The following is a 3,436-nucleotide window of genomic DNA, read 5'->3' as shown; positions in this document are numbered from 1 at the left end:
GGGGCGCCGAGGGGGGCGGCAGGGCCTCGGGGGCGGCGGGGGCCGGGCGCGGCCGGTCCGGGTTCGACGTCGTCATGCGGCGGCTCCGCCCCCCGTTCCGTGCCCTCGCGGCTGCCTGTCCGTACTCTACGGCCCCCTCGGGCCGATCTTGGCGGCGGCGACCCCTACCCACTGGTATGACCGTCTGGCAAGCTGCCCGCATGACTTCCCCCGCCGCCGACCGGGCCCGCTACGACCGGGCCACCGCCCATCTGGACGCGCCCCTGGCCATCGTGGACCTGGACGCGTTCGACGCGAACGCGGACGACCTGGTGCGCCGCGCCGGGGGCAAGCCCGTCCGGGTCGCCAGCAAGTCGGTCCGCTGCCGGGCCCTGCTCGAACGGGTGCTGGCCCGGCCCGGCTTCGCGGGGGTCATGTCGTACACGCTGGCCGAGTCGCTGTGGCTGGCCCGGTCCGGCTTCGAGGACGTGCTGCTCGGTTACCCCTCCGCCGACCGCCAGGGCTTCGCCGAACTCGCCGCGGATCCCAAGCTGGCCGCCGCGGTCACCGTGATGGTCGACGACCAGTCGCAGCTGGAGCTGATCGACCGGGCCCGCGACGGCGGCCGGGAGGAGATCCGGGTCTGCCTCGAACTGGACAGCTCCTACCAGCTGCTGGCCGGCATCGTCCGCTTCGGCGCCCGCCGCTCGCCGGTGCGCGAGCCCGCCGAACTCGCCGCGCTGGCCCGCGCCGTGACGGCCCGGCCGGGCTTCAAGGTGGTCGGCGTGATGGCGTACGAGGGGCACATCGCCGGGGTCGGCGACGCCCCGGCCGGCCGGCCGTTGCGGGCCCGCGCGGTCCGCGTGATGCAGCGTTCGGCCGCGGCCGAGCTGGCCGCCCGCCGCGCCGAGGCGGTCCGCGCGGTCCGTGAGGTCGTCCCGGACCTGGAGTTCGTCAACGGCGGCGGCACGGGCAGCGTCCAGCGGACCGCCGCCGAGGCGGCGGTCACGGAGATCGCGGCGGGCTCGGGGCTGTACCAGCCCCGGCTGTTCGACCACTACACCTCGTTCCGCGGCCGCCCGGCGGCCCTGTTCGCCATGCCCGTGGTGCGCCGACCCGGCGTGGGCGTGGTGACCGTCCTCGGCGGCGGCTACCCGGCCTCGGGCGTCCCCGGCCGGGACCGGCTGCCCGTGCCGTACCTGCCGCAGGGGCTGCGCTACGACCGCCAGGAGGCGGCGGGCGAGGTGCAGACGCCGCTGCTCGGCGCGCCCGCCGACGACCTGCTGATCGGCGACCGGGTGTGGTTCCGGCACGCCAAGGCGGGCGAGCTGTGCGAGCGGTTCGAGGAGCTGCACCTGGTCCGGGGCGACCGGGTGACGGCCTCCGTCCCGACGTACCGGGGCGAAGGCCGCACCTTCCTCTAGGCGGGCCCCGGGGCTGCACCGGCCCCGGCGGGCCTACAGCGGGGTCACGTACGCGCCCGCGATGCCGCCGTCCACCAGGAAGTCGGTGGCGTTGACGAACGAGGAGTCGTCGCTGGCCAGGAAGGCGACCGCGGCGGCGATCTCCTCGGCCTCGGCGAACCGGCCGACGGGGATGTGCACCAGGCGCCGGGCGGCCCGCTCGGGGTCCTTGGCGAACAGCTCCTGCAGCAGCGGGGTGTTGACCGGTCCCGGGCACAGGGCGTTGACCCGGATGCCCTCGCGGGCGAACTGCACGCCGAGCTCGCGGGACATGGCCAGGACCCCGCCCTTGGAGGCGGTGTAGGAGATCTGCGAGGTGGCAGCGCCCATGATCGCCACGAACGACGCGGTGTTGATGATCGAGCCCTTGCCCTGGCGCCGCATGTACGGCAGGGCGGCCTTGCAGCACAGGTAGACGGAGGTGAGGTTGACGTCCTGGACGCGCTTCCAGGCCTCCAGGCCGGTCTCCAGGATGGAGTCGTCGTCCGGCGGCGAGATGCCGGCGTTGTTGAAGGCGATGTCCACGGAGCCGTAGGTGTCGAAGGCGGTGCGGAACAGCGCCTCGACCTCCTCGGGGTCGGTGACGTCGACCTTGACGAAGGTGCCGCCGACCTCCTCGGCGGCGGCCTTGCCGGCCCTTTCGTCGATGTCGCCGCAGACGACGTTCGCCCCCTCGGCGGCCAGTCGGCGGGCGGTGGCCAGACCGATGCCGCTGCCGGCCCCGGTGATGACGGCGGTACGGCCGACCAGGCGGCGGCAGACGATCTCTTCGGTGCGGTCGGTCATGGTGGTTCAGGCCTCCGTGCTGATGAAGACGTTCTTGGTCTCGGTGAAGGCGGCGAGGGCGTCGGGGCCGAGCTCGCGGCCGAGCCCCGACTGCTTGTAGCCGCCGAAGGGGGTCCAGTAGCGGACGCTGCTGTGGGAGTTGACGGAGAGGTTGCCGGCGGCGACGGCGCGTGAGACGCGGATCGCGCGGCCGACGTCACGGGTCCACAGGGAGCCGGACAGTCCGTACTCGGTGGCGTTGGCCAGCCGTACGGCCTCCTCCTCGTCCTCGAAGGGCAGGACGACGGCGACGGGTCCGAAGACCTCCTCGGTGGCGACGGGCGCGGTGGGGGCGACGCCGGTGACCACGGTCGGCGGGTACCAGAAGCCGGGGCCCTCGGGGGCGGTGCCGCGGATCGTGGTGAGGCCGTCGGGGACGTAGGAGCGCACCCGTTCCAGCTGGGTGCGCGAGATGAGCGGGCCCATCTGCGTCTTCTCGTCCGCCGGGTCGCCGACCCGGACGCCTTCGATCCCGGGGGCGAGCAGCTCCAGGAAGCGGTCGTAGACCGTGCGCTGGACCAGGATGCGGGTGCGGGCGCAGCAGTCCTGGCCGGTGTTGTCGAGGAAGGACATGGGCGCGGCGGCGGCCGCGGCGGTGAGGTCGGCGTCGGCGAAGACGATGTTGGGGCTCTTGCCGCCGAGTTCGAGGGTGACCCGCTTCACCCGGGTGGAGCACTTGGCCATGATCTGCTTGCCGACCCGGGTGGAGCCGGTGAAGACGATCTTGGCGACGCCGGGGTGCTCGACCAGCGCGTCGCCGGCGACCGGGCCGGTGCCGGGGAGCACCTGGAAGAGGTGCTCGGGGATCCCGGCCTCAAGGGCGAGTTCGGCCAGCCGCAGTGCCGTGAGGGGGGTGGTCTCGGCGGGCTTGAGCACGACGGCGTTGCCGGCGGCGAGGGCGGGGGCCAGGCCCCAGGCGGCGATCGGCAGGGGGAAGTTCCAGGGGGCGATCATGCCGACGACGCCGAGGGGTTCGAGGAAGGTCACGTCGAGTCCGCCGGGAACGGGGATCTGGCGGCCCGCGAGCCGCTCGACGCCGCCGGCGGCGAAGTCGAGCAGGTCGCGGACGTTGCCGGCCTCCCAGCGGGCGTTGCCGATCGTGTGGCCCGCCTCGCGGACCTCCAGCTGCGCGAGTTCCTCGACGTGGTCGTCGACCACGCGGGCGAACC

3 protein-coding genes are annotated in these 3,436 nt (G+C 74.2%); 1 reads left to right on the top strand and 2 read right to left on the bottom strand.

Annotation, left to right across the window (positions count from 1 at the left end):
* Nucleotides 1–200 precede the first annotated feature (200 nt).
* Nucleotides 201–1,403 (top strand): amino acid deaminase/aldolase, encoded by a 1,203-nt coding sequence (locus LG632_RS29760; protein WP_226731038.1) that lies wholly within the window; start codon nt 201–203, stop codon nt 1,401–1,403.
* 33 nt (nt 1,404–1,436) lie between these two features.
* On the opposite strand, the gene LG632_RS29755 is transcribed toward LG632_RS29760, so the two are convergent.
* Nucleotides 1,437–2,228 carry a 3-oxoacyl-ACP reductase gene (locus LG632_RS29755; RefSeq protein ID WP_226731037.1) on the bottom strand — a complete coding sequence of 264 codons (792 nt, stop codon included), beginning with the start codon at nt 2,226–2,228 and terminating at the stop codon, nt 1,437–1,439.
* A 6-nt stretch (nt 2,229–2,234) separates the two neighbouring features.
* Nucleotides 2,235–3,436, bottom strand: a 1,202-nt coding sequence (locus LG632_RS29750) for an aldehyde dehydrogenase family protein (RefSeq protein WP_226731036.1), incomplete at its 5' end; no start/stop codon positions are given.

This window comes from Streptomyces antimicrobicus, assembly GCF_020532625.1.
Lineage (GTDB): Bacteria > Actinomycetota > Actinomycetes > Streptomycetales > Streptomycetaceae > Streptomyces > Streptomyces antimicrobicus.
Note: the sequence above shows the minus strand (reverse complement) of the source record. Positions and strands in the feature narration are given on the sequence as shown.